This is a genomic window from Sphingobacterium corticibacterium, from assembly GCF_004208525.1.
Lineage (GTDB): Bacteria > Bacteroidota > Bacteroidia > Sphingobacteriales > Sphingobacteriaceae > Sphingobacterium > Sphingobacterium corticibacterium.
Genome location: NZ_SGIT01000001.1, coordinates 1,706,386 through 1,731,450 on the forward strand (window position 1 = coordinate 1,706,386; position 25,065 = coordinate 1,731,450).

The window sequence follows — 25,065 nt, forward strand, 5'->3', positions numbered from 1 at the left end:
ACACAATATGTTCAAAAAATTTATAGAACGCCCCGTCCTCGCTACGGTTATATCTATCATACTTGTCATTTTAGGAATCATAGGTATCCTGAAACTTCCATTACAGCAGTTTCCCGATATTGCTCCACCCGCTGTTCAAGTTACAGCATTATACCCAGGAGCAAATGCAGAAACTGTATTACGTGCGGTAGCTCCATCATTAGAAGAATCCATCAACGGTGTCGAAAACATGAGTTACATGAGTTCAACCGCCAGTAACGACGGTTCTCTAATGATTACGGTATATTTCAAATTAGGCACGGATCCTGATCAAGCTGCCGTGAATGTACAAAACCGTGTTTCCCAAGCCACCAGTCAGTTGCCTACCGAAGTTGTCCAAGCGGGTATTACAACAGCAAAGCAACAAAACAGTTTGATCATGGTACTGGACCTCTATACCGAAGATGAAACAAAATATGATCAAACATTTATTACAAATTATGCGCAGATTAATATCATTCCAGAGCTCAAACGAATTCCGGGAGTTGGGCAAGCGATCGCCTTCGGCGGTAGTAAAGACTATTCGATGCGTGTTTGGTTAGATCCCAACCGAATGGCGACATACAAGTTGACACCAGCTGAAGTAATGGCAGCCATACAAGATAAAAATATGGAAGCTGCTCCGGGTAGGTTTGGTGAAAATAGCAAAGAGGCATTTGAGTTTATCATTAAATACAAGGGAAAACTCGACCAACCCGCCGAATACGAAAATATCATTATCCGTTCTAATACCGATGGATCTGTATTACGGCTAAAAGATGTTGCCCGAGTTGAATTGGGATCGTACACCTACGCCAGCCACACACGCATTGATGGTAAGGCTGGATTGAATATCGGCATTATGCAGTTGGCAGGTTCCAACGCCAATGAAATCCAGATTGCCATACAGGAATTTATGGACAAAGCGTCACTCAACTTTCCCAACGGCGTCAAGCATCTCGTACTCTATAATACGAAAGATGCGCTTGATCAATCTATTGACCAGGTAAAACACACATTAATAGAAGCATTTATTTTGGTCTTTCTGGTTGTGTTCTTGTTCTTACAAGATTTCCGATCTACCCTAATTCCGGCAATAGCGGTGCCAGTGGCCATTATCGGAACGTTCTTTTTTATGCAGCTTTTCGGTTTCTCCATCAATTTGCTTACCCTGTTTGCGCTCGTGTTAGCTATTGGTATTGTCGTCGATGATGCCATTGTCGTTGTCGAAGCGGTACACAGTAAAATGGAGCATACACATTTGCCGCCCAAGTTAGCCACCACATCCGCGATGGGAGAAATAACAGGTGCCATTATATCCATTACATTGGTGATGTCAGCCGTATTCCTTCCTATTGGTTTTATGGAAGGATCTACGGGGGTATTTTATCGACAATTTGCTTTCACATTAGCAATCGCTATTGTCATCTCAGCTGTCAATGCCTTGACCTTAAGTCCTGCACTTTGTGCCCTGTTTCTAAAACCTGTACACCATGGCAATACAAACGATAAACAGCTCGGTTTCAAGGATAAGTTCTTCGCTGGGTTTAACGTAGGTTTCGAAAAGTTAACACGAAATTACGTGGGGAGTCTGCGCTTTTTGGTCCGTCACAAATGGGTGGGCTTTTCGGGATTAGCCTTATTAATCCTTTTGACCATCTTTATGATACAGAGAACACCAACAAGTTTTATTCCTTCGGAAGATCAGGGTTTTATCGCAATCTCCTTATCGATGCCTGCAGGAGCATCATTGGACAGAACATCGCAAGCTTTAAAAGAAGCAGAACAACAGCTTCAACATGCTTCCTTTACCAAAACACTCAACGTGATGGCAGGATTTAATATCCTGACACAATCCACAAGTCCTTCAGCCGGTGTAGCCTTTATCCTGCTTAAGCGACACGAGGAGCGCGGAGAAATTAAAAATATCGATGCTATTATGGATGATGTTAATCAAAAATTGTCTAACATTAAGGGCGCGAATTTCTTTGTATTTACCTTCCCTACTGTACCCGGATTTAGTAATGTCGATGGCTTGGATATGGTGTTACAAGATCGTACTGGAGGCGAGCTGCAAAAGTTTAGTGACATCGGACAAGGGTTCATCGGACAACTGATGCAGCGCCCGGAAATTGCAATGGCTTTTACGACTTTTAGAGCTGATTATCCGCAGTACGAATTACTAGTTGACGACATAAAGGCGGAACAACTAGGCGTTCGGACGAGTGATATCCTCCATACGATGCAGGTCTATTTCGGTAGTGCACAAGCCTCCGATTTCAATCGTTTCGGCAAATACTATCGCGTTATGATGCAGGCTGATTTCACAAACCGTACGGAACCATCCGCCATGGACGGTATATACGTTAAAAACCAAAACGGCGATATGGTTCCCATGAGTACACTCGTTCAATTGCAACGGGTATACGGTCCCGAAACGGCATCTCGATACAATCTTTTTAATTCTATCAGTATTAATGCGATTCCGAAACCGGGCTATAGTTCTGGCGACGCTATACGAGCCGTTGAGGAAGTTGCTCGTGAACAATTGCCTACAGGTTATACGTATGAATTCTCAGGAATGACCAAAGAAGAACTGGTTTCAGGAGGGCAATCTACGATCATTTTTATCCTATGTCTTGTATTCGTTTACTTTTTACTTGCCGCACAATATGAGAGTTATATTATCCCCTTGTCCGTAATTTTATCTATCCCTACAGGTATATTCGGCGTGTTCGCTGCTATTGGATTAACCGACATATCCAATAATATTTACGTACAGGTAGCCCTCGTCATGCTTATTGGATTATTGGCAAAAAATGCTATCCTTATCGTGGAATTTGCTGTTCAGGGTAGAAAACGGGGACTGTCTATTGTCAAAGCTGCCTTAGCAGCCGCTAAACTGCGCCTTCGTCCCATTATTATGACATCGCTTGCTTTTATCGTCGGTATGATCCCGATGATGGGTGCTGTGGGTCCATCTGCACAAGGAAATCATGCAATCAGTATAGCTGCTGCAGGAGGTATGATGGCAGGCGTAGTATTTGGACTTTTTATTATTCCGATATTATTTATCGTATTCCAATATCTTCAAGAGCGTATCAGTGAATCTGGAGCTAGCAAAAATTCATTGTCTTCTCATCACGCAGAACTTGCCCTTGCAGATACAACATCCGTACACGCTTAATTTTAAAATGAATAAATCTCATAGCTTCATCACCATTAAAAAAACAATCATATACAGATGAAAATAAAAAGCAGTTTTCTCTTTTCCTTGGCTATTTCCGCTTCATTGTGGGCGTGCCAAACCAAAAAGCTCAGCAACGACATCACACTCTCGCCTCCTATTTCCTTTCGTAGCGAGCAATTAGTGGATGCAGATAGCAGTATAGGTAATGTTCCTTGGTGGGAATTCTTTCAAGATACGGTGTTACAGCAGCTAATCGATACCGCTCTACAACAGAACATGGATATGCAGCTCGCGCTCCAGAATATCGAATCTGCACAGCTGATGTTCACCCAGGCTAAAGCAGGACATCTGCCCAGTTTACAATTACAAGTGCAGGCTAATAGTACCAATCCCTCCAACAATAGCCTAAACGGGTTAAGTTTAGGCCAGTTTTTGGGACAAAACCATATCGAAGACTACACCGTTGGATTAGGTTTATCATGGGAAGCTGACATATGGGGTAAGATTAAGAGCAAAAAGACGGTTGCACTTGCATCATATCTACAAACCGAAGAGGCTAGAAAAGCAATTCAGACGCAACTGGTTAATCAGGTCGCGAAGGGATATTATCAGCTACTTATGCTCTACCGACTCCAAGAAATCGCCCAACAGAGTTTACAGTTGAGCGACAGCACACTTCAAGTGGCACAGTACCAATATGAAGTCGGTGATATCAGCCTATTGGCCTTAGAGCAGGTTGCTGCACAACGACAGGCTGCGGCTTCGCTGATTCCCGATTTTCAGCAACAGATCTTGCTTCAGGAAAACGCTTTGCGCTCACTCAGCGGTGAGTTTCCTAAAGGAATACGCACTGTGACGACATTGGATGCTGTCAATCTTCCCACAGACCTAGCTGTAGGTGTTCCTGCCGAATTATTGAGCAAGCGTCCTGATGTTAAACAAGCTGAATTATCGGTAACGGCGTCACAGGCTTATCATCAGGTCGCTAAAGCACAGCTGTACCCTTCCTTATCCATTACCGCGCAAGCCGGTGTCAATGCTTTTAAAGTCAGCAACTGGTTTAATATTCCGGCGTCTCTTTTTGGAGCTGTAGCAGGGAGCGTGACACAGCCTGTTTTTCAACGAAAAGAGTTAAAGACGCAATACGAAATAGCGCGCGTTGAATATGAAAATAGTATCATTCGGTTCCGGCAGTCTGTTGTCAACGCGGTAAGTGAAGTGTCGGATGCTTTGATCTCTATACAAAAACTAAAAGAAAGACAGGAGATCGTACAGGACAAAACAAGTCGATTAAAAAAGGCTGTTAAGCATGCTGATTTACTTTTCGAAACCGGTAGCGCCACGTATCTGGAAGTCATCACTGCACAAAGTAACGCATTACAGAGTGAATTGGAATTGATACAGATCCGTAAGGCAGAACTTGTCGCTGTCGTAGATCTATATCGATCGCTCGGAGGAGGTTGGTCTAATTAAACATTAAAATGAGACAGGTTTAAAAAGAAGGCCTGTCTCAAAAATTGATCCCATGGGGATTTATTCTATCTCATCCAAATAGGAGCAATATAGAACCTTGAGCTGTCAATTTATTGTCTGTCTTTCCTTATTTCCATTTGACCTGATGATGCACCGATAACAGCGCATGATTGGTCCCTTTTGCCGATCCTACATTTTGGTACATATATCCCAATTGTATTCCTAAACTATCAGATATTTTATAACCTAACCCTAGGTAAGCACGGTTTCTGTCAAAAACGCGCATGTCATCATCATTTGACAGGTTTAAGAAGATTTCATCGTACATAGCGGCATACCATCCTTTGGCACCCATTCCATGGGGTGTAAATGGAATATCCGCGAAAAGGCAATAGCGAAAACGCCCTGAAAAATCGCTATCTTCTATAAAGCGTTCCTCCAGACGAACCCGATGTCGTATACTGGCGCGCGATGCCTTATGCGAAAAAAGCAATTCCTGGTATATTCTATTTTCATGGAAAGGTCTATTAGGAGTGCCTGCCTGCTCGTTATATATAAAGCCATAACCCACCGTTGTCCATAGATACGGTTTAGCTTGATATTGGAGTCCAACACGAAGAAGAGTCTGATTGTGATCCCCCATCAACTGGTGATCCCGCAGTTGAAGTTCATGATGGATCGCAAATTTACTTGTTTTGATTTTAGTCTGCCCGAAGTATATCAACCATCCCTGCGGATCCTTTTGTGCAAAAGAGAGCGATGTGATAAAAATGCCGATTAACGTTCCGAAAAATATTCTCATTCACTAAAAATAATAGATAGATTCAAAAATCCTATCCAATTTCTTGTAACAAAAATGTGTATTTTTTTAACCCCCTTGATGTCAAACTTTTTGAAGATAACGACTAAAAAAAATATTTTGCGTATTTGCTGTAAATGGCGTTTTTTGATAGTTTTGGGAATTAGGTAAATATTTTTCCATGACGAAGATTAAAAATTACACGATATTCAAAGCAGAGGCTGCCTTAAACAAACCGATATCCGATGCCACACACAAATTGACAGAAATCTCCTTTATCGTGCTACGGATTGAGACCATCTCGGGGATAATAGGAGAATCTTATCTTCTAAGCTTTCAATACAGTCCGAGAGCTATCGTTGGCGCTTTGAAAGATGTTGGTGAAATGTTAATCGGAGAAGATGTCCACCATACCGTTGATTGTTTTGAACGGATAAATCTGCACAATGAATACTTCGGGATAGAAGGTATCAACAGATGGGCACAATCTGCTTTCAATATAGCGATGTGGGATGCATGGAGCAAAATATTGCAGCAACCCGTCTGGAAAATCTTGGGAGGATCAGCGCGGCTTGTTCCTATCTATGGTAGCGGGGGTTGGAGTTCTTACACCATTGAAGAACTTGTTGCAGAAGTTAGCGATTACAAAAAGCGAGGTTTTACAGCCGTAAAAATTAAAGTTGGTAAACCGGATTGGAAGGAAGATTTGGAACGATTAAGATACGTTCGGGAAGCAGTAGGAAACAACATCGCGATTATGATGGATGCAAACCAAGGCATGAAAGTACCGGAGGCGCTATCCTTAGCTAGGGCAGCTCGGCAATTGGATATCAACTGGTTCGAAGAACCAATTGACCATCATGATTTCGATGGATATCAATTGCTTCGTAACCAGGCCGGGATATCAATTGCGATGGGCGAAAGGGAATATAGCACCCTGCCCCTTCGGGAACTTATTAGACTGAATGCCATCGATATATGGCAACCAGACATCTTACGTTTGGGTGGCGTAGAAGCATGGCGTGACAGTGCAGCGTTGGCAAAAAGCAATCATATTCCGGTACTGCCCCATTATTATAAGGATTACGACGTACCGCTATTATGCACCATCAGTAATGGAAAGGGAGCCGAATCATTTGACTGGATAGATCCGCTAATAGATCATCCACTAAAAATTGACAACGGAATGGCACGCCCTCATAGTCGACCTGGATGGGGTTTTTCCTTTGAAGATAAATATTTAGTTGAATTATAACAGTCCTAACAAAGTCATGAATTATCTTGAAAAAATTTATTCATTAAATGGGTTACGAGTGATTGTTACAGGTGCTTCCAGTGGTTTGGGATTGCATCAAGCAATCGCATTAGCCAACTGTGGTGCAACCGTCTTTGCATTAAGTCGGACAGGAAAACCAAAAGTTGAAGTAGAAACAACTATTCCCGAAAACATCCATTTTGGTAGTCTTGACGTTTCTTCTTTAGTAGATATCCGTCACAAATTCGACAAAATCGGTGCGTCTGGTGGAATCGATGTGTTGGTAAACAACGCCGGTATAACACAGCGACTAAGGGCGGAGGAAATCAGTGAAGAACAATGGCGAACTATTCACGATGTAAATGTAGATGGCGTTTTCAGATGTTCTCAGGCGGCGTATCCATTTTTAAAAAAATCTAACCATACGGGGAGGATCATCAATATTGCTTCTATGGCATCCTATCTTGGTTTTTCCGAAGTGGTTCCTTATTCCTCTTCAAAATCTGCGGTTTTAGGTATTACAAGAGGATTAGCAGTGGAATGGAGCGGCGACAATATTCTTGTCAATTCGATTTCACCGGGGTGGTTTCCCTCCCTGATGAGTCAACAGGTGATGGACGCAGATAGAAAATCAAAAATATTAAATAGAATGCCGCTACATCGCTTTGGTCGTCCGGAGGAGTTGTCTGCGATGACATGCTTTTTGGCCTCACCTGCTGCAACTTATATCACAGGACAAGACTTTAGCGTCGATGGTGGCGCATTAGCGCTTGGATTCTAAATAGTTAATTCACTATTGCTCTGTACTGACGACCAGGGGAATATCCTCAAGCGGCCATTGACCATCAATAATCGGAAAGGTCACCAGCTGATTGGGATCTACAACCACATGCTTGATACGTTCCCGATGCCAAGTATATACGATATGCACGAGGCCATCCGATGTCTGGATGATCGAGGGATACGAATATTGTTTCTCCGGTTCATCGATATAATCCAACATCAAAGCTGCCTCCCACACTTTACCGTCCTTACTTACCGCCAAGTTTAACACCCCTCTTCCTTTGTGTCCCATACCTTCTTGATCACGCGTAGAGTGGTTATAAATCAACAGATGCCTACCATCTTTCAACGTAACTGCATCCAAACCCGAATTGTTATTAGGTAAGGTCGTCCAGGTCATTTCCGACCAAGTTAAGCCTCCATCCGCAGACCAAGTCTCAGTGATCCGTTCCGCGCCACTTGTATTCGTACGGCTAAGCATCTGAATACTACCGTTTGCATGTGTCAACAAGGCAGGCTGTATTGCGGCCATTTCCTTGCCGTCATTCAATGGACCAATAAACGACCAACTTTTACCGCCATCGGTACTCCGCTCCACATGCGCCTTCCATCCCCCATTCTCATCGCTGGACCCCGATAGAATAGTACCATCCACCAATTGTATCGGTTTGTTTTTAATCGGCCCCAAGAGTTTACCTTCCAGCCGCCGCGGCTTACTCCAGGTATGACCATTATCTTTAGATGTTATAAATTCACCCCACCACTCCCTTGGGTTAGGTCCGACTTTATAATATAACATAAGATCTTCCCCCTTGGGTTGAAACAATACCGGATTCCACGTTGGGAACCGCTCTCCATCTGGCTGAATACCATGTGCAACAGATATCGGAGGAGTCCACGTACCATCCAACTTCTTACGTTGTAAACGAATTTCCACATCTGGATGTCGCTCATACGTTCCACCAAAATACGTACAAAGTAATTCTTTGTTAGCTAACTCCACAATCGTTGCCGAATGACAAGACGGAAAATCCGCTTCTATAAACAAAAATTCTTCTAAAAGAATACCTGCTTGATGCTTTATTTCCTTTTCTGGTTGCACCTGCGCATTTAAAATTCCGTTAAAAAGAAGAAGTGTGACAGCCATCACGCGGAGATGCTGCATACTGGTGAACTTATTTGGGCTCATACGATATGATTTGTCTGATCACGATTTATAATGATCACAAACATAGCAACTAAAATACGTGATTTTCTGTAGAAAATTTGCGCATATCGACAACATCTTTGCATGCAACATCGAAACATCGCGTTAGCTTCAGCTACACGGCAATATGTAGCGTATGCGACTCCCGCTGCCAGTTACGATGCTTAGCCAGTGCGCCCGCAAAGTGTTCCGGCGATCCGTTTAACAAAATTGCCTCATCGTGAACAAAGTCTTTTGCTGCCGAAAGCTTGAAAAGCTCTTCCGCTTCTCCGTCAAAAGCAATGACCTTACAATGTTTTAACATTTCGTGTATAAATTTGAATACCTTTCCTTCGCTCTTAAGCGCTTGTATACTTTGGATTCCTCCGGGAATGTATAATGCATCAAAAAGCACACTTTCTGTTGTCATTAATGACGCATCTACTCGATGCTCCATGTTTTCCGTACAACGTATTGTGCCTCCATGGGGTGCTATAAGCTGAAAATTTGCGTGTTTTAATTCTTCGAGATAGGCCTTCATTTTTTGCAATGCAGCCATATCAAACCCGTCTGCCGCCAGAACGGCGATTTTTCTTCCTTCTATAATTGTCGTTCGCAACGGTTCTTGGCTGAGTGATTCCGATTTTTCCAGATAATGTTTAACGGCAGAAGGCTCATGCTTATGTGGATCTGCATCTGCTCCGATGTTTTGATTTATCGGCCTTTCGATATCCATCGGTATTTGCATTCCGAGCTTACTGGCAACAGCCGTGGCCAATCGATCGTCTATCTGTGACAAAAGCCACAACATCCGTTCTTTAATGGCGTCACGATTACACTTACCCAGTTCAAAAACATAAGCATTGATTAAATGGGTCTGCTCCCATTCTGCTAGACTCCTAAAAAACAAGCCCGGTTGCGAGAAATGGTCACTGAAACTCGCGCTTCGGTCTCGTATCTTTTTGCCATCTATCCGTTCCTCAAAGGAAGTAAATCCTCCCTCTGCCATCTTCGCCAAATGTGGACAGCCGCCGCCTATGGTATTCGGAAAATAAGCTGCTTTACCTTGGTTGATCGTCATACGCATCTGCGCATCACGATGGTTGTTATGTACTTCGTTGACAGCTCGGTTAATGGGGATTTCCCGAAAGTTAGGACCTCCTAAACGGGATAACTGCGTGTCTGTATAAGAGAAGAGACGACCTTGCAGTAGTGGATCATTGGTAAAATCGATGCCTGGAACGATATGTCCCGGGTGAAAAGCGACCTGTTCGGTTTCCGCGAAAAAATTGTCGGGATTACGATCCAAGGTCATCTTCCCAATAATTTTTACCGGAACGAGTTCTTCTGGTACAAATTTCGTTGCATCCAAAAGATCAAATTCATATTTGTGTTCGTCTTCTGCCGGAATAATCTGCAACCCGAGTTCCCATTCCGGAAAATGTCCAGCTTCTATAGCCTCCCATAGATCACGACGATGGAAATCTGGATCTGCTCCATTTATCTTTACAGCTTCATCCCATGTAACGGAGTGCACACCCAGCTTCGGCTTCCAGTGAAATTTAACAAAATGCGATTCTCCCTGTTCATTCACCAGCCGAAACGTGTGGATACCAAAACCTTCCATCATCCGATAACTTCTTGGAATTCCTCTGTCACTCATTGCCCACATATGGTTATGCAGCGATTCGGTTGCTAGCGAAATAAAATCATAAAACGTGTCGTGTGCGGACGCTGCTTGCGGAATCTCCCAATCAGGCTCAGGTTTCACCGAGTGTATAATATCTGGAAACTTCATGGCATCCTGAATAAAAAATACCGGCGTATTATTTCCGACAAGATCAAACACGCCTTCCTGTGTGTAAAACTTAACAGCAAACCCCCGGATATCGCGCGCTAGATCCCCTGAACCTTTGCTTCCAGCCACGGTAGAAAACCGGACAAATACCGGCGTACGATTTTCGGTATCTGTGAATATTCGAGCACGCGTGTATTTACGCATATCTTCATATAATTCAAAATAACCGTGTGCTCCGGAACCGCGGGCATGTACAATCCGTTCAGGAATACGTTCGTGATCAAAATGCGTTATTTTCTCACGAAGTATAAAATCTTCTAGTAAAGACGCACCTCGCTCGCCAGCTTTTAAGGAGTTTGCATCGTCATTAATTTTTACTCCTTGATCGGTGGTCATCGGTTTACCCTCACTTGCTACCGTGTTCTTCCCTAGGTCGCCGACTTTATTTTTATGTCCATTTGCCATGATAATTTTACTTTAATAGTTTCTCTACTCCGCTTGGTTGCTTATACAGAAGAACGTCCGGTACAAGCAAAAGTTTTCGAAAATTTAAATAGTTGAATTGGCAACAATCACGACATCTACACGCTCGCTTTTTTAGAATGCTGGTCTCGCGAGATAGAGCTATCATATTTTTTGTATTTTTACAGGATGGAACAGCTACCAAACACAATGGAAAAACCAAAAATTAATACAGGCATACTAAGTTTTGGAATGTCAGGACGTGTTTTCCACGCCCCTTTTATCTATACTAACGATCATTTTAATTTCACGGCAGTCGTTGAAAGAACAACGAAAACGGCAAAGGACATCTATCCTGGCGTTAAAAGTTACGACAGTGTTACTGATCTGTTGGCCGATGATAGTATAGAACTTGTTATTGTTAATACACCTAATTATACACATTTCGAGTTCGCAAAAGAGTCGCTAGAAGCCGGAAAACATGTTCTGCTGGAAAAGCCTGCTGTAGACAATCTCGATCAACTGGATAAATTATCTGCGATAAGCGAAAAGACAGGCAAGAAGATTTTTTTCTACCAAAATAGACGTTACGATAGCCACTTTATGCAAATGAAAGATATTATCGAAAGTGGCCAACTCGGAAAACTCATCGAAGTACACATGCGTTTTGACCGGTACAATATGGCCTTGGGACCTAAAAAATTCAAAGAAAACAGCCAATATGTTTCAAGCGGCGTCGCGTATGATTTAGGCCCACACCTGCTGGATCAAGCTTTCTCCCTATTTGGAAAGCCTAGTAAAATCATCAAAACAACTGCTATTAACAGACCAGCATCACAAGTACCTGATTACTTTAATTTTCATTTGATCTACCCCCATAACCTACATGTATTTTTGACTGGAAATCTCTTGGTAGCCGACCCACAGTCAGCCTTTGTCGTTCATGGATCAAAAGGATCTTTTATTAAAAAAATGGTCGATGTCCAAGAACAGCAGTTAATTGATGGTATGCTCCCAACTGCACCAGGATATGGGATTGAACCAGAAGGAAGCGAAGGGAAGCTAACGGTTGTGGATGGTAATGGTGAAAAACAGACGTCATTACTTGTCGCACGAAAAGGAGATTATAATCGCTTATTTAACGCAGTGCATGAGAGCCTACGCGATCACGCAGCGTATCCTATAACGATTGATCACATAAAATGGCAAATTGAATCTTTACAGGCACCCGATTTTAGCATTATAGAGCCATAGCCTACTTTCGTAAGCTATGGCTTAGAAATCCATTATTTCCCAATTCTTGTCAGAATGGTCTCCATCTCAGCCATGACAGCGTTAATCTTCGCGATAGTCAGATCAAATGGTTCTGAAGTGTTCATATCTACGCCAGCATCAACAAGCAAATCCACAGGGTATTTGGTACTTCCAGCGGCTAAAAAATCGAGGTATTTTTTACGATCTTCATTTGTACCTTTTAGTACCTTTTCCGAGAGAGCAGTAGAGGCGGTGAAGGACGTTGCGTATTGGTAAACGTAGAAATTATAATAAAAATGCGGAATGTAAGACCACTCAGATTTGACGTAGTCATCCACTATACAAATATTTTTATCATGACCGTAATAACGCTTGGTTAGGTCAAGATACATATTGTCGAAATCTTCGCCGGTGAGCGCTTCGCCGTTGGCGACTTTATCATGGATCATTGACTCGAATTCAGCAAACTGCGTTTGCCGGAACAAGGTTCCTTTAGCACCTTCGAGATAGTTTCCGAGGATAGCGAGCCGGACGTTATCGTCTTTAATTTGTTGTAACATATAATCGTTCAGCAACTCCTCATTTAATGTGGATGCCACTTCAGCGACGAAAATCGAATAGTTTGCGTTGGCGAAATGTTGCTTCTTATTGGTTAGGTAACTGTGCATCGTATGCCCCAATTCATGGGTTAATGTGGACATATCATTATATTGCCCATTGTAGTTCATGAGTATATACGGATGTACGTCGTACGCAGAACCATTGGAATACGCCCCGGATCTTTTTCCCTCGTTGGGATACATGTCAATCCATCTTTCCTGGAATGCTTTTTTTGACACCTCTACGTAATCAGCGCCTAAAGGTTGTAAAGATTGTAGAATATTTTCAACAGCCTCTTCCACCGTATAGGCTAAATCAACTTCTTCGACCAAAGGTGCATAAAGATCATAATAATGCAGCGTATCGACTCCCATCATGCGCTTCCGAAGGTTCAGATAGCGATGAAAGGTTTCCAGGTTTCCATTCACATTTTTGACCAGATTGTGAAAAACCGTTGTGGGGATATTGTCGCTATCCAGCGCCCTTTCTAATGTACTCCCATAATTCCTAGCTTTTGTCGTAAACAACGCAGCATTGATATTTCCATATAACTGGGTTCCAAAAGTGCGTTGAAATTCGTTCAATTTACCAAAATAAGAGGCAAACACCTTACGCCTGACTTCCCTATCTTCGCTCGCTCTGTACAATGCAAAATTTGCGGAATTGAGCTTTACGCGATCTCCGTTTAATTCAATCTCTGGGTAGGGAAACTCCGCATTGAAAAAAGTATTGAAGATATTTGCGGCATTTTCAGACATTAATGCGGAGTAGGCCATTACTTTCTCAACTTCTTCTGAACCTCTGTGAGCTCGCTTCCGAAGTAAATCCATTAGGTAGAATTTGTATGTTGCCAGTTCTTTCTCTTTCGTCAAAAAAGTGCTGAGTTGCTCTTCCTGCAATGTTAATAATTCTGGTTCGATGAACGAAGTTAATGCACCATATTCTGAAAAAAGCTGTTGCAGTTCTTGCTTCATACCCGCGTATTTTGTTACTCTGGTATCTTGATCAGATTTCATCGCGGCATAAGAGAATAATCTGGCCATGTCCTTGACCAACTTACTATTCAGCTCCAATGCTTCCAAAAGGAAAGTTGCAGACTGCGTAAGCTTGCCCTTATACGAAACTATTTCCTGCATTTGTTGTTGCATCCGTTCCTTTTCTTCTTTCCAAACCGCGTCTGTAGCATAGAGATCAGCAAGGTTCCACTTATATTTTTCAGGCAATTCTTCCCGAACTTTCATCTGACTAACGGCAACCGTCGTAGAAAATAGCATCACGGCGGCGATTATTTGTGTTTTTTTTCGCATAATCAATAATATAGATAGTGGCACAATTTACAAAAAACACCAATTATATTTTAGTTAACTTTGTCCTTTCGTATTCATTTAATTATTCAGCCGTGTCTTTAGATAAATTAAAGCTTAGTAAACGTCTTCATACATCCATGAACGATTTGGGTTATTTTACAGCAAAAGAAATCCAATTGAAATCACTTTCTCGAATAGTCGGTGGGCATAGTGTCATTGGCATTGCGCCTGAAGGTGCCGGAAAAACCACCACCTATGTGCTTGGTGTATTGATGCGTTTAAAATACACACAAGATGAAGCGCCTAAAGTCTTAATTTTAGCACCTAACGAAGATAGAATTGCTGAAATAATTGATCGTTTCCTGACCATTAGCCAGAATAAGAACCTCCATATCATGGGGCTCAAAACGAGTGGAAGTATAGAGGAAGAGATTGAAGATCTTGTGCGCGGAGTAGATATTGTGGTTGCTACACCAAACCGTGCTCGTGCCGTGTATCTGAAACTAGGGCTTAATTTGAATCGTATCCAGACATTCATCATTGATGATGCGGAAGAAATAGTGAAACAGGGAATGCAAACAACGGTAAGAGAGCTTGCACAAAGTTGTGGAAAAGTACAGTATTTAGCATTCAGTACAGTCGAACATGAAAAATTACATTTGATGATTGACGATTTTATGCCTTTTGCGACGCTTATTGAAGTGGAAGAGCTCGCCGAAGAAACAACTGATACACACGAACTCCTGTTGTATCAAGTGCCTAATTTTACAACCAAAATCAATTTGCTAAATGCGTTGATGCGTGACGATGATGTGTTTGACAAAGCTGTGGTATTTGTAAACAGTCGACTTACAGCTCACAATCTAATGGAAAGGCTACATGTTCCGAAAGGAGAAGCTGCTGTATTACAACCATTTTTTCATGATGATTTAGGTTTTGATGATATCCATGATTTTAAGCAAACCTCAGCATGTCGAATACTCGTTATTGCAAATGAAGGCAACAGTAATTTAGATCTAAGTGGGATTCCATTTATATTCCATTTTGAAATACCAGAAAATAGAGATGTTTTTGTACAACATGTTTTAAAAACTTCAAATGATGAAACCTTAGCTATCACATTTGCTACAGACATTGAACTTCCTGAACTCAAAAAAATAGAACAATCTTTAGGGAAGAAAATTCCTAGCATGCCTCTTCCGGATGATCTTATTATTTATCGCCCATCCGATAACCCTAAAAAAAAGAATGAAGGGGAGGAATCGCAAGATGGAGCGTTTCATAAAAAGAAAGAAAGCAATAGCAAAACATACAACTATGGTAGTGGCGTAAAGGCTAAAATGACAATGAAGAATAAGAAAAGATAATTTAAACTATTGCCAAGGGCCAATTTACTTTATTTTCAACGAAACCTTCATCTTCCAGCTCGATAGCATATACTCCCGCTCCTCTTTCCTCCCCCATCGACGCGGTCGTTATAAAAAGCGTATGCATATCTCTTCCTCCAAAGGTACACGAAGTCGGGTTAGGTACAGGAAGAGTAATTTCGTTTACGACCGTAGATCGGTTTAAGTCGTACACAATTATTTTCGCTCCACCCCATAATGCTACATACAACCTGTTGGATTTTGATCGGGTCATGCCATCAGGCGAAACACCATCTTCAACCCGAAAAACAATTTTTTCATGCTGTAGTATACCGTTACGATAATCAAAACTCCGAACATTGCCCAATATAGAATCGATATAATACATTGTGGTGTCCGAAAATACAATTCCATTGGAAATAGTAACATGTTTTAACAACATGTTTACTTCGCTTCCATTGACCCGGTATAATGAAGCGTCTGGCTGGTGCGTAGCCCCTGCTCCATTATTTATATTGTTCATACTTCCAATAACCCAATTTCCTTCTTTATCCACTCTACCATCGTTAAATCGATAATTTGCTTTGGTTTCCGGTTGAATAATAAAAGTTTTCTTACGACTATTTACATGTAAAGCATGGATTCCACTTTCTAAAGCTATCAGCACAATATCTGGGTCATGATGTAACGCTATACAGCTAATAAATTCATCGAATTGAAATTTCTCAACCGTTTTTGTGGAGGGCGAATACATGTACATTCTTTTTGATAAAATATCGACAAAATACAATGTATTTATACGCTCGTCCCAAATGGGAGCTTCTCCTAAAAATAGTGGCTCTGCAAATACCTCTTGTAACATAGTTATTATATCGCTTTATACAAAACTGGTGTAAATTCTTTTATAAAAGAATGGATTATCGAAAGGAAAAGATGGATTTTTATGCGAATTGGCAAATACAATAAAATAATCCATCTTTTTGCTCATTTTGTTTATTCTATTTAGTGTGGGTTAATGCTACTTTCGTAATGTTAAATCACGATAACAGCATACTATATGAACCAAAGCAACAAACGAGTTTTTCTCTATAGTCTTATCGCTTCTTTAGGCGGTCTTCTTTTTGGTTTTGATATTGCCATCTTTTCCGGAGCAATCCCCTTTATCCAGCCCGAACTTGATCTTTCACCTGCCCAGCTTGGTTGGGTAGCTAGCAGTTTATACCTCGGCTGTGCCGTTGGAACCATGATTTTTGGGAAGATTGCTGAACGGTTAGGGCGTAAAAAATCCCTATTTGCGGTCGCGGTCATATTTGGTATTTCCTCCATCGCTATGGGACTTTCTAACCATATGAATACCGTTGTAATTTGGCGGATTATTGCAGGCTTCAGTGTAGGGGGGGCTTCTATCCTCTCTCCTCTTTATATCGCTGAATTGAGCCCCAGACATATTCGCGGCAAGATGGTATCAATCAACCAATTAGCCATTGTAATCGGTATTCTAATGGCATATATTACCAACTATTATCTTTCCTTTACAGCATGGAACTGGAGACTGATGTTTATAAGCGGTGCATTGCCTGCTGTATTATTTTTGGTTTTTTTACCTTTTTTACCCGAAAGTCCCAAGTGGTTATTATTTAACGGACAACGGGAAAAGGGTAGAAAAATATTGGGCTCACTGATTTCGCCAGATCAACTACAGGATGAAATTGATCATATAGACCGTCAGAAGAATCAGGAACATAAAGGCTTTGCGATAGCAACAATTTTTAAACAGGGATTTGGTTTTGTATTGCTGGTCGCGATCGTGATTGCGGTATGTCAACAATTTTCAGGTGCCAATGCGGTATTGTTTTATGCTCCTATTATCTTCGAAAAAGCCGGAATGGATGTTAGTGATCAGCTTTTTCAACAAATTCTGATCGGAGGTATCAACCTTATCGCGACCTTAATAGGAATGCGTTTTGTGGACAAAATCGGGCGAAAAAAATTGTTACTCATCGGCTCTGGGGGGATGGCCTCATTATTAGTACTCATCGGCCTGTCTTTTGGCGGAACATTTATACCAAGCTATTTGTTAAGTTTCCTTGTTATCGCTTTTATTGGTGTCTATGCCGCTACATTAGGTCCCGTTACGTGGGTTGTAATTACAGAGATATTTCCGATGCAAATACGAGAAACAGCTGTGGGTATTGCCTCTGCTTTCCTATGGATCGCTTGCTTTAGTCTAACATATTTATTTCCAGTGATCATCAATAGCTTTACGACTTTACAGACATTTCTGCTGTTTGCCACAATATGCTTCGCGTACTTCATTTTCATTTTGTTCGCAGTACGTGAAACAAAAAATAACCGGGTTTAATAATCACAATTCTTCCCATATTACTAAGATGTAACGTAATAAAATTTATGCACACAACGAATGACAAAGTACTACTTATTGACGGCGGCCTCACGGCTCGCCTGTATCATTCTTCAAAATTTTAATAGACCATGAAAATCAAAAGTTTTCAATTGTATAAGGTTCCTCCGCGCTGGCTCTTTTTGAAAGTAGAGACAGATGAAGGTTTAGTAGGATGGGGAGAACCTGTCGTAGAGGGCAGAGCGGACACAGTGGCCGCAGCGGTATCTGAGCTCATCAGTATGATTGGCGACAAAAATATCTTGGAAATAGAAGACACTTGGAATTTAATGTACCGAGGAGGCTTTTACCGTGGCGGCCCAGTGCTCATGAGTGCTATCGCTGGAATTGATCAAGCACTATGGGATATAAAAGGAAAATTTTACAACACGCCTATTCATCAGCTTTTGGGGGGAAAATCCCGTGATAAAATAGAGGTATATTCTTGGGTCGGCGGTGACGAACCAGAAATTCTTTTAGACGAGGTTCAACGTGTGTATGATAAAGGATTTAAAACCATCAAAATAAATGGTACGGGGAAGCTTCGGTTTTTAGACACCTACCAAGAAGTAGATGCATTGCTCAATCGCCTAGGGACGCTACGTGACCATTTCGGTATGACGCTAAATATCGCCATCGATTTTCATGGAAGAGTGCACTTACCCATGGCAAAAATACTGATGAAGGAACTCGAAGAATACCGCCCCATCTTTGTGGAAGAGCCATTGCTTTCAGAAAATCTTGATAGTATTGCCGAATTGAACAAACGCAGCAATATTCCTATCGCATTGGGTGAAAGGCTTTATTCCAGGTGGGATTTCAAACCTGTTTTTGAAAGGAAAATAGCAGACATTATACAGCCAGATCTATCCCATGCGGGAGGCATAACAGAATGCAAAAAAATAGCGAATATGGCGGAGGCTTATGACATCGCCTTAGCACCACATTGTCCTCTCGGACCTATAGCTCTTGCGGCCTGTTTACAACTAGACGCCAATGCATACAATGCGACCATACAGGAGCAAAGCTTGGGAATACATTATAACGAGACGAATGACCTACTGGATTACATCACAAATTCCTCCGTATTTGATTACGAAAATGGTCTCGTCAAAATACCAACAGGCCCAGGTTTGGGCATAGAAGTTAATGAAGAATATGTTAAACAAATGGCGACGATTGGGCACAATTGGCATAATCCAATCTGGCGTCATGATGATAATACGATTGCAGAATGGTAAATTTAAACAGATTTGAGGAAAAGTTAAATAACGGTGAGTTTGTAATAGGCCCGTTTTCAAAGACTTCTGACGCTTCCATGATTGAGGCAATGGGCTATGCAGGTTTCGATTTTATAATTATCGATCTGGAACACGGCCCTAATAGTATTTTGAACGCACAGAACTTAGTCAGAGCAGCTGAAATTAGTCATACCTTTCCCATTATTAGAGTTGCGGAGCTTAATCCTTCTCATATTGGCAAGGCGCTTGACATTGGTGCAAAAGGCATACAAGTGCCCCAAATAACCAATGCAGAAGAAGCTGCCCGCGCTATTTCGTACGCAAAGTTCGGACCTTTAGGAGAACGCGGCGTTTGTCGTTTTGTCCGGGCTGCCAATTTCTCGGACAAAGACCGCTTCGAATATTTTGAACAGGCTAATAAAAATTTCATTATCCTACAACTAGAAGGTACCGAAGCTATTAAGAATTTAGAAGAGATCATTGAGGTTCCGGGTATCGATATTATTTTCATTGGCCCCTATGATTTATCCCAATCTCTCGGTGTTCCAGGCCAGGTCACACATGAAATCGTCATTGAAAAAATGACAGAAATCATCCATAAGTGTCTTGAAAAAAATATTTTAGTAGGCATTTTTACAGACCAACTGGAAAGTGCGAGATATTGGAAGCAGGTAGGTGTAAAATATATTTCTTATTCTGTCGATGTCGGTATTATCCAAGAAGCCTCAAAAACTATTATTAATGCGATCCGTTAACACGCGATGCTACCTTAAAACATGGAGAAACGACAAATTTATCGAATAATTAATATACGTACGACAGCATTTATTTCCGACATTTTATCAAATAGAAAGGGTAATTTTCGTTTACCGCTGTAACTTCGATCAATCCGTATTTACCGAATTCTTCCTGTACAGCTTGGCTATCATAAAAGAACATCTTTACGCCGCCATACATTTCAAAACGATCTTTGCCTATTTGTTTTCCCTGTCCGTAAGTTTGGGCCTGCTTTGTGATTGCTGTAAAAACCATATAGCCATTTTCGGTCAATTGATTATAGCAATCGCTTATCAGCTTTGCTCTTTCGTCACTATCCAATAAATGAATTAAAGCATAGCAAAAAATACCGGTATATTGGTTGTTATCAAACGGCATATCTGTCACAGAACCGTGGTGAATAACCATATCTGTACCGTAATGTTTCCGCGCTAATGCAATTGCCGTTTTTGAAATTTCAATTCCGGTTACTTCCATTTCATTTTCTATGAAAAGCTGTGCGTTTCGTCCGTAACCGATACCGGGAATAAGTATATTCGTTATGCGTTTCTCTACAAAAAAATCTTTTGTAAGTATAGCGGATTGGGCAGGTCTAAAGCCCCACATCTCCTGTTTATCCCGAAATGCTCCTTCCCAAAATTCTGTCATTGTGTTCGTAACTTTCATCAAAGATAGGAAAGATTTCATTTATTGCAACCATGATGCAATACAGGAGGTGTGTAAAAAAATTTAAAGGCCGCCTTCAAAATCATAAAAATTCAGCCCTATATCTTCATTTTTTATTTTTACCACTTTCGTATTAATGGCGTTAATGAAAAATTCACCTGCGCCACGTATTTTTGCGTCAGAAAGGTGTCCGGCTAAGGCTGAATAATCGCTTTTGCCTAATGTCACGTGCAAATGTAGCATGATTTTCCCCTCAACTTCAGAAATATTACCCGAAAGGTTACTGATCTCCATTTGTTCCGTAAAGGTTTTATCGAGATATTCTTTTGTATCCGGGTCAAAAAAACGTAAAGTAGCTTCATTGGTAGCCCCTATTCCCGTAATTCCCCCGGCAACAATTTTCTGTGATGCCACGAAATCGGTTAATGTGTCCACAATACTACTCTTATCGTCGATACTTAGGATATAAGTTTGGTTTATTTTTCTGGCCGCCCAGTTTTTTCCTTTTAAATTTTGTGTGTCCATCACTCTCTTTCCTTTTACTGTTTTATTCGAAAACAATAAAAGTTATGGTTTAGTTTTCAGATGTCACGCTAAAAGTTTACGAGAATTTTGGCCACGCGATCAATCAACAAGAGATCGAATGGGCCAATAAAATCCTCACCTAAAACGTTCCCCGTCAAAAAAGCTGTCCGCCGAATAATATGAGAATCTAGCGTTTCGTATAATGCCTCGTTTTTTATAGCACTTTAGAAGCCTCTACTAAGCGCTTCAATTTGGCATGAGTGACGTCAATGGGCACATGACCAAACCCACACTCGCTGGTTAAAATCAAACGATCTGCAGGAAAATAATCCAACGCAGGCTTTAAACGCTCCCGTATTTCCTCGATAGTCTCTAACGCGTCACTGCGCTGATCTATCACACCTATTGCCAAATCTCCTTTAAAATCCCATTCATCAAACAGTTCCAGCATATTATAGCTCAACGTACAATGTTCTAGCAAAAGCTCATCTACAGGAACGGCTTTAAATGCCTCTACCAGATCGGTATACTTCGTAAAATAAACTCGCTTTCTTCTAGGATTACCTCCACATACATGTAGGCCCACCCGCACTTTTTTAGGCAGTGATTCGATCAGCTCGGCCAGGATCTCGGCTGCCCAAAGACTTTCTTCGGGAGATTCTGTCCACATGGGCTCATCAAACTGTACATGCTCACATCCCAAAGCGATGGCTTCCGCAATTTCATCTCTCAAAACATTTGCCCAAGCACGGCATAATGCCTGTGCATCAGGATAAAGATCTTTACGTTCGTTCACACTGAAACGATACAGCACATGCGGCCCTGTTACGGTCAGTTTAACCTCTACTTCGTCGGGAGCAGCATCACGGGCGATTTTCCAATTGCGGGCAATATCAAAGCGCGGATTCTTAAGCTCTCCAATCACTCTGGGACACTCAATTCCAAAACCAGCCGTACCAAAAGAAACCTTAGGCATATCCTCGAAAGTAATACCATCAATACGTTTTTGATAGAAATAATACATATTCTCCCGATATCCTTCACCATCGGTGATCGTATCCAAGCCCAAACTAGCCTGATCTTTTGCCGCCCACTTAATGTAATCATCCACTTCATCCCGATTCATCACCGGCCGTTTCATCGTATCCTCCAATTTTTCTGGACGGGGATAACTACCTACAACTGTATTACGAAATCCTGACATATATCTTACTTTTAATATCGCACTTAATTGGCAATAAATATAGAACTTTTTTAATAACTGATCTGCAGCTGTCTGCAACGGGCTTCCTCAATTTGTGTTCTTACACCATCCTCCAGTGACCGGGGAATAAACTCAATTTCTTGTTCCAAACGCGAGCTGTCACAACGATCTATTAGCGCCGTACGCGATACATTTTCGTCAAATTCGTACTGTGCATCCGGAACTATATGTTTAACCGTCAGCATCAGTTCCTCGGCCGTTACGGAATGTCCTCCATTGTTGTAAGCGAAATGGTTGAGTTTCGGCTTTAAAGAAAGCCGGACAAACTGCTCGGCCACATCATCAACATAAATCCAGCAGTCGCGGGCATTTTTCGAGAACGGTAATTTAACCGGCTGACCAAGTGCTGGATTTGTGGCGAACTCACATGCCCAGAGAACCGATCCACGCATCCGTCCATCCCCATATACCACCGGTGGGCGCATAGCGGCAATGCTCACCCCCTTGGTTTTGATATACTTTTGCGCCGTGAACTCATTGAGCATCTTCATGACGCCGTAGGTATAAAAATGATCATCAAGGGAACAGAAGTCATCCTCCCTCACGGCATAATCTTCGTCGCCATATGCGCTGTGCTTCGCCCCATAAATAGTTTCACTGCTGGCAAATACAAGGCGTGTCAGTTTGTGATCGACCGTCATATCAAACATATTAATCATACCTTGGATATTGACGGCAGCTCCACGAGACTGATCGGCTTCTACTTCCGCACTCATTAGATAAGCCAAATGAATAACATGTGTAATATCAGGGAATTTAAGAAACACCTCATTAACCTGGTCTCTGTTTGAAACATCGAGGTGTATAAATGAAGTTTGATCTATTTGCTCCTGAAGTTCGGCTAGCTTAAGCGGATCCTCCCGATATTTTAAAAGAGCGATCTGTTTTGTCCACGCGATATTCAAATTCAAATCGGCAACGACTACCGGTATTTTACGCTCCCATAGGTTAACCACCACACGTGCTCCAATAAATCCGGTACCTCCCGTAACTAAAAATTTCATAAAATAATCACTGTATTTATGCTGAACAGTTCCGTAAAATTAGATAATTTTTTTCATCAGTTTTACGCTACGCAAAGTTAATTCGTACGCATTAATAACCATAAATTTTTAAATAATTAGAGGATATCACTTTTTAAATAAAATATTTTAGCACAATTAACTTTTTGTTATCTAAATTTGCCCTCACAAAAGAGTTTTATGCTATGGAAGAACTTGATAAGACGGATTTATTACTATTGAAAATATTGGGAAATGATTCTAATCATACGATTAAAGAATTGGCTAAACAGGTAAATTTGTCGCCAACACCGGTATTACAACGGGTAAGAAGATTGGAGAATGAAGGATATATTAAAAAGTACATTGCTTTACTCAATCCTGAAAAATTCAGCCAAGGTTTTATTGTTTTTTGTAATATCAAATTGAAACAGCATGATCGCAAGATTGGACATCGTTTTGTAGCGGACATTATGAAGATCGATGAGGTGGTAGAATGCTACAATATTTCCGGCGACTACGATTTTATCTTGAAAGTCTTTGCTAAGGATATGAAACATTATCAGGAATTTGTTTTTAACAAGTTAGGTACCGTCGAAAGTATTGGAAGTACACATAGCACTTTTGTGATGGCAGAAATCAAGAATTCACACAATATTAGTTTTTGAGCCATTATACTCCGGAGACGGCAATCTAAGATCGATTGTTAAAGCTTGAGGCATTTTCGTAATGAAATATAGTTTTATAGCAGGTCAGAAACGCTCGTCCACAAGCTCTTTATTGACGATAGCACCCGTAACGTTTCCAGAAGCGACAGCATTTGCCACCGAGCGCATCATAGCGGCGTTGTCGCCGCAAGCAAAAATGCCTTCAACCGTGGTTTTCTGCATAGTATCGACTTGGATATAACCATGTTCCGTGAACGCACAGCCCAAAGCTGCAGGAAGAGCTGAATGTTGCTCGAAAGGCAAAGCAGCGTATACCGCTGTAAAAGCCTCACGGCTGCCATCAGCAAAAACAACCTCTTTAACATAACCATCCTCGTGGGTGATCTCCATAACCTCCTTCTCGGTAATACCTATACCGTTTGCCTTCAACTTTTCGGCAGCTGGAAAATCAAACTCAACCCTGCCGTTTGTAAGAAGTGTAAGGTCGTCCGTCAGGTTGTTAACCAACGTTGCTAGGTGGTAGGCTTTCGCGCCGTTGGCGAGAATAGCTGTTTTTTCGTTACGATATTCGTAACCATGACAGTATGGACAGTGAATGACGGATATGCCCCAACATTCCGAAAAACCGGGAATATCAGGCATAATATCTTTTATACCGGTGGCAAATATGAGCTTTTGCCCGCTGAATGTCTCCCCATTACGGGTCGTCACGGTAAAACCGTGGTCTGTTTTCTCAGCACTGATCGCAAGACCATTGTGGAACTTTATGGTGTCGTATTTCATAAGTCCACCTCTAGCTTCTGCGATAATCTGGCCAGGTGTCTGCCCGTCGTGTGTCAAGAAGTTTTGTGAATGTGGGGTCTGCCGGTTGCAAGGCAGTCCGCTGTCAATAACCAATACTGAGCGTAAAGAACGACCCAAAGACATCGCTGCAGAGAGGCCGGCGTAACTACCGCCGATAATGATGACTTCAAAGTTTGTTTGCTTTCCCATAGTGTATCTCCATTAAATCTGCCACTAAGTCAATTTA

At 41.6% G+C, this 25,065-nt stretch carries 20 protein-coding genes; 10 read left to right on the top strand and 10 right to left on the bottom strand.

Annotated elements, in window-relative coordinates:
• Positions 1-7 precede the first annotated feature (7 nt).
• Both EWE74_RS07340 and EWE74_RS07345 read left to right on the top strand, forming a co-directional pair.
• Positions 8-3,205, top strand: a complete 3,198-nt coding sequence (locus EWE74_RS07340; protein ID WP_130140824.1) for an efflux RND transporter permease subunit — start codon at positions 8-10, stop codon at positions 3,203-3,205.
• 57 nt (positions 3,206-3,262) lie between these two features.
• Positions 3,263-4,681: an efflux transporter outer membrane subunit gene (locus EWE74_RS07345; protein ID WP_130140825.1), complete on the top strand. Its 1,419-nt coding sequence runs from the start codon at positions 3,263-3,265 to the stop codon at positions 4,679-4,681.
• A gap of 127 nt (positions 4,682-4,808) precedes the next feature.
• Here the strand turns inward: EWE74_RS07345 and EWE74_RS07350 are convergent, their stop codons facing one another.
• Positions 4,809-5,483: a DUF2490 domain-containing protein gene (locus EWE74_RS07350; RefSeq protein ID WP_130140826.1), complete on the bottom strand. Its 675-nt coding sequence runs from the start codon at positions 5,481-5,483 to the stop codon at positions 4,809-4,811.
• Positions 5,484-5,661: 178 nt separating this feature from the next.
• Between EWE74_RS07350 and EWE74_RS07355 the strand changes: the two genes are divergently transcribed.
• Together EWE74_RS07355 and EWE74_RS07360 are read left to right on the top strand one after the other, a co-directional pair.
• Positions 5,662-6,735, top strand: coding sequence for a mandelate racemase/muconate lactonizing enzyme family protein (locus tag EWE74_RS07355; RefSeq protein ID WP_130140827.1), 1,074 nt, complete (start codon positions 5,662-5,664; stop codon positions 6,733-6,735).
• A gap of 16 nt (positions 6,736-6,751) precedes the next feature.
• Positions 6,752-7,516: an SDR family NAD(P)-dependent oxidoreductase gene (locus EWE74_RS07360; RefSeq protein ID WP_130140828.1), complete on the top strand. Its 765-nt coding sequence runs from the start codon at positions 6,752-6,754 to the stop codon at positions 7,514-7,516.
• A gap of 12 nt (positions 7,517-7,528) precedes the next feature.
• Here the strand turns inward: EWE74_RS07360 and EWE74_RS07365 are convergent, their stop codons facing one another.
• Entirely contained in the window at positions 7,529-8,707 is a 1,179-nt protein-coding gene (locus tag EWE74_RS07365) for a sialidase family protein (RefSeq protein ID WP_206365164.1), read from the bottom strand.
• A 133-nt stretch (positions 8,708-8,840) separates the two neighbouring features.
• On the bottom strand, positions 8,841-10,967 hold the full coding sequence (locus tag EWE74_RS07370; protein ID WP_130140829.1) for a catalase: 2,127 nt from the start codon (positions 10,965-10,967) through the stop codon (positions 8,841-8,843).
• 207 nt (positions 10,968-11,174) lie between these two features.
• Between EWE74_RS07370 and EWE74_RS07375 the strand changes: the two genes are divergently transcribed.
• Positions 11,175-12,218, top strand: coding sequence for a Gfo/Idh/MocA family oxidoreductase (locus tag EWE74_RS07375; protein WP_130140830.1), 1,044 nt, complete (start codon positions 11,175-11,177; stop codon positions 12,216-12,218).
• A gap of 32 nt (positions 12,219-12,250) precedes the next feature.
• Here the strand turns inward: EWE74_RS07375 and pepF are convergent, their stop codons facing one another.
• Positions 12,251-14,125: an oligoendopeptidase F gene (gene pepF, locus EWE74_RS07380; RefSeq protein ID WP_130140831.1), complete on the bottom strand. Its 1,875-nt coding sequence runs from the start codon at positions 14,123-14,125 to the stop codon at positions 12,251-12,253.
• Between the two features lie 17 nt (positions 14,126-14,142).
• On the opposite strand from pepF, the gene EWE74_RS07385 reads away from it, so the two are divergent.
• Positions 14,143-15,492, top strand: coding sequence for a DEAD/DEAH box helicase (locus tag EWE74_RS07385; RefSeq protein ID WP_239018577.1), 1,350 nt, complete (start codon positions 14,143-14,145; stop codon positions 15,490-15,492).
• Position 15,493: 1 nt separating this feature from the next.
• On the opposite strand, the gene EWE74_RS07390 is transcribed toward EWE74_RS07385, so the two are convergent.
• Positions 15,494-16,354, bottom strand: a complete 861-nt coding sequence (locus EWE74_RS07390; protein ID WP_130140832.1) for an SMP-30/gluconolactonase/LRE family protein — start codon at positions 16,352-16,354, stop codon at positions 15,494-15,496.
• Between the two features lie 195 nt (positions 16,355-16,549).
• Here EWE74_RS07390 and EWE74_RS07395 point away from each other — a divergent pair, with 195 nt between their 5' ends.
• The 3 genes from EWE74_RS07395 (at position 16,550) to EWE74_RS07405 (ending at position 19,889) form a co-directional block, all read left to right on the top strand.
• Entirely contained in the window at positions 16,550-17,854 is a 1,305-nt protein-coding gene (locus tag EWE74_RS07395; RefSeq protein WP_130140833.1) for a sugar porter family MFS transporter, read from the top strand.
• A 131-nt stretch (positions 17,855-17,985) separates the two neighbouring features.
• The gene (dgoD, locus tag EWE74_RS07400; RefSeq protein ID WP_130140834.1) at positions 17,986-19,134 is read left to right on the top strand and encodes a galactonate dehydratase; all 1,149 of its coding nucleotides are present in this window, start codon (positions 17,986-17,988) and stop codon (positions 19,132-19,134) included.
• Entirely contained in the window at positions 19,128-19,889 is a 762-nt protein-coding gene (locus EWE74_RS07405; RefSeq protein ID WP_130140835.1) for an HpcH/HpaI aldolase family protein, read from the top strand. The genes dgoD and EWE74_RS07405 overlap by 7 nt, the downstream gene beginning before the upstream one ends.
• Positions 19,890-19,959: 70 nt before the next feature.
• Here EWE74_RS07405 and EWE74_RS07410 read toward each other — a convergent pair whose 3' ends face one another.
• From EWE74_RS07410 to EWE74_RS07425, 4 genes are all read right to left on the bottom strand, one after another.
• On the bottom strand, positions 19,960-20,559 hold the full coding sequence (locus tag EWE74_RS07410) for a class I SAM-dependent methyltransferase (protein ID WP_130140836.1): 600 nt from the start codon (positions 20,557-20,559) through the stop codon (positions 19,960-19,962).
• Between the two features lie 81 nt (positions 20,560-20,640).
• A complete protein-coding gene (locus EWE74_RS07415) occupies positions 20,641-21,102 on the bottom strand; it encodes a PPC domain-containing DNA-binding protein (protein ID WP_130140837.1) in 462 nt (153 codons plus the stop codon).
• Positions 21,103-21,316: 214 nt separating this feature from the next.
• A complete protein-coding gene (locus EWE74_RS07420) occupies positions 21,317-22,306 on the bottom strand; it encodes a cobalamin-independent methionine synthase II family protein (RefSeq protein WP_130140838.1) in 990 nt (329 codons plus the stop codon).
• 50 nt (positions 22,307-22,356) lie between these two features.
• A complete protein-coding gene (locus EWE74_RS07425; protein ID WP_130140839.1) occupies positions 22,357-23,370 on the bottom strand; it encodes an NAD-dependent epimerase/dehydratase family protein in 1,014 nt (337 codons plus the stop codon).
• A 203-nt stretch (positions 23,371-23,573) separates the two neighbouring features.
• Between EWE74_RS07425 and EWE74_RS07430 the strand changes: the two genes are divergently transcribed.
• A complete protein-coding gene (locus EWE74_RS07430) occupies positions 23,574-24,035 on the top strand; it encodes an Lrp/AsnC family transcriptional regulator (RefSeq protein WP_130140840.1) in 462 nt (153 codons plus the stop codon).
• Positions 24,036-24,119: 84 nt separating this feature from the next.
• Here the strand turns inward: EWE74_RS07430 and EWE74_RS07435 are convergent, their stop codons facing one another.
• Positions 24,120-25,028 (bottom strand): NAD(P)/FAD-dependent oxidoreductase, encoded by a 909-nt coding sequence (locus EWE74_RS07435; protein ID WP_130140841.1) that lies wholly within the window; start codon positions 25,026-25,028, stop codon positions 24,120-24,122.
• Between the last annotated feature and the right edge of the window lie 37 nt (positions 25,029-25,065).

Excerpts from the sequence above, each read along its gene's own strand:
- EWE74_RS07395 (WP_130140833.1), top strand. The coding sequence starts at position 16,550 with ATGAACCAAAGCAACAAACGAGTTTTTCTCTATAGTCTTATCGCTTCT.
- EWE74_RS07410 (WP_130140836.1), bottom strand. The coding sequence starts at position 20,559 with ATGACAGAATTTTGGGAAGGAGCATTTCGGGATAAACAGGAGATGTGG.
- EWE74_RS07390 (WP_130140832.1), bottom strand. The coding sequence starts at position 16,354 with ATGTTACAAGAGGTATTTGCAGAGCCACTATTTTTAGGAGAAGCTCCC.
- EWE74_RS07430 (WP_130140840.1), top strand. The coding sequence starts at position 23,574 with ATGGAAGAACTTGATAAGACGGATTTATTACTATTGAAAATATTGGGA.
- EWE74_RS07415 (WP_130140837.1), bottom strand. The coding sequence starts at position 21,102 with ATGGACACACAAAATTTAAAAGGAAAAAACTGGGCGGCCAGAAAAATA.
- EWE74_RS07370 (WP_130140829.1), bottom strand. The coding sequence starts at position 10,967 with ATGGCAAATGGACATAAAAATAAAGTCGGCGACCTAGGGAAGAACACG.
- EWE74_RS07360 (WP_130140828.1), top strand. The coding sequence starts at position 6,752 with ATGAATTATCTTGAAAAAATTTATTCATTAAATGGGTTACGAGTGATT.
- EWE74_RS07355 (WP_130140827.1), top strand. The coding sequence starts at position 5,662 with ATGACGAAGATTAAAAATTACACGATATTCAAAGCAGAGGCTGCCTTA.
- EWE74_RS07375 (WP_130140830.1), top strand. The coding sequence starts at position 11,175 with ATGGAAAAACCAAAAATTAATACAGGCATACTAAGTTTTGGAATGTCA.
- EWE74_RS07435 (WP_130140841.1), bottom strand. The coding sequence starts at position 25,028 with ATGGGAAAGCAAACAAACTTTGAAGTCATCATTATCGGCGGTAGTTAC.
- EWE74_RS07420 (WP_130140838.1), bottom strand. The coding sequence starts at position 22,306 with ATGTCAGGATTTCGTAATACAGTTGTAGGTAGTTATCCCCGTCCAGAA.
- EWE74_RS07425 (WP_130140839.1), bottom strand. The coding sequence starts at position 23,370 with ATGAAATTTTTAGTTACGGGAGGTACCGGATTTATTGGAGCACGTGTG.
- EWE74_RS07365 (WP_206365164.1), bottom strand. The coding sequence starts at position 8,707 with ATGAGCCCAAATAAGTTCACCAGTATGCAGCATCTCCGCGTGATGGCT.
- pepF (WP_130140831.1), bottom strand. The coding sequence starts at position 14,125 with ATGCGAAAAAAAACACAAATAATCGCCGCCGTGATGCTATTTTCTACG.
- EWE74_RS07350 (WP_130140826.1), bottom strand. The coding sequence starts at position 5,483 with ATGAGAATATTTTTCGGAACGTTAATCGGCATTTTTATCACATCGCTC.
- EWE74_RS07345 (WP_130140825.1), top strand. The coding sequence starts at position 3,263 with ATGAAAATAAAAAGCAGTTTTCTCTTTTCCTTGGCTATTTCCGCTTCA.
- dgoD (WP_130140834.1), top strand. The coding sequence starts at position 17,986 with ATGAAAATCAAAAGTTTTCAATTGTATAAGGTTCCTCCGCGCTGGCTC.
- EWE74_RS07340 (WP_130140824.1), top strand. The coding sequence starts at position 8 with ATGTTCAAAAAATTTATAGAACGCCCCGTCCTCGCTACGGTTATATCT.
- EWE74_RS07405 (WP_130140835.1), top strand. The coding sequence starts at position 19,128 with ATGGTAAATTTAAACAGATTTGAGGAAAAGTTAAATAACGGTGAGTTT.